The sequence below is a fragment of the Fructobacillus ficulneus genome (assembly GCF_001047075.2).
GTDB lineage: Bacteria > Bacillota > Bacilli > Lactobacillales > Lactobacillaceae > Fructobacillus > Fructobacillus ficulneus.
The window spans coordinates 1-1,042 of the sequence record NZ_DF968003.1 but is presented as its reverse complement, the minus strand read 5'-3'; the positions used below and the strand labels follow the sequence as shown (position 1 = coordinate 1,042).

The following is a 1,042-nucleotide window of genomic DNA, read 5'->3' as shown; positions in this document are numbered from 1 at the left end:
ATCAGCAATGTGGACTGGGGTTTCACCTTATGCTGTTAATGCTAACGGGAAGGGCGGATCGGTCTTCACCGTTAGTGGTTTGAATATTACCCAGTACTATGCTAATAGTTCGAACCCAGGTGGTAACCCTGTTAATAAGGGTGATACACCGAACTCGGCCATTGAATCCTATGCGCAGGATAACTCCGAAGGTGGCTGGACTTACAACGTTGATAACGTTAATTTGACAGGACCTCAAGGAGTCAATGGGTCGGCAAGTCAACAGCCTCTTCACTTACTGAATGTTGAAGGCTCATATGTTATTCTTTCTGGTACTGTGACGGCTGGTGTTCGAACTGAAATGGTTCAAGCAAGTAAGGTTGATATTGCCAACGGGGCCAATGTAACGGGAACTTTGGTAAACGGTACTAGTAGTTCGGGTTATTCAATGATTTTCTTCTCGAACTGGTCACCTAACCAATCCCAGAAGGCTAATTCTACCGGGGCGGACCACCAATTTACTATGGGAAATGGTGCCACAATTACTGGAGTTAGTCCGATAGCACAGACGGCAAGAAATAATAGCTATCCTTTAGTTTTTGGATCATACCAAGGAATCACGACTGGTGATAACGTAACATGGAATTTGATTGGTTACACAACCTTTTTGAATCAGGGAATGTATAATGGATCCTTTCCTAATAACCGTAACTACATTTTTGGTCGCAACTTTACTATGAATGCTTATGGGAACATTGATAATACCTACTCTGGTGGACAACCGGACCCTAATGCTCCATATCAAAATCCAGGTCAAAACTTTATCACGACTAATGATGGATCGAATGCCAATATTTACTTTTATCCTGGTTTAAATTTTAAAATAAACCAGATTAATGGTGCTAAGGTCATCGCTTTAGGCGCTGGAACAACCATGACTGTTAATGCGCCAAAATATTTTGATGTTGGGGCATTTGATTATAGTTGGAGTGGTTCTTATAAATCATCTCCATCCGGTGCTGACCTGTACCCCGTAAGTTGTATAAACTTACGGGGATTTTTT

General features: G+C 41.8%; 1 protein-coding gene. It reads left to right on the top strand.

Annotated features, from left to right (window positions below):
• On the top strand, positions 1–1,042 hold a 1,042-nt coding region (locus AOQ29_RS07700; RefSeq protein WP_158530748.1), incomplete at both ends, for a hypothetical protein.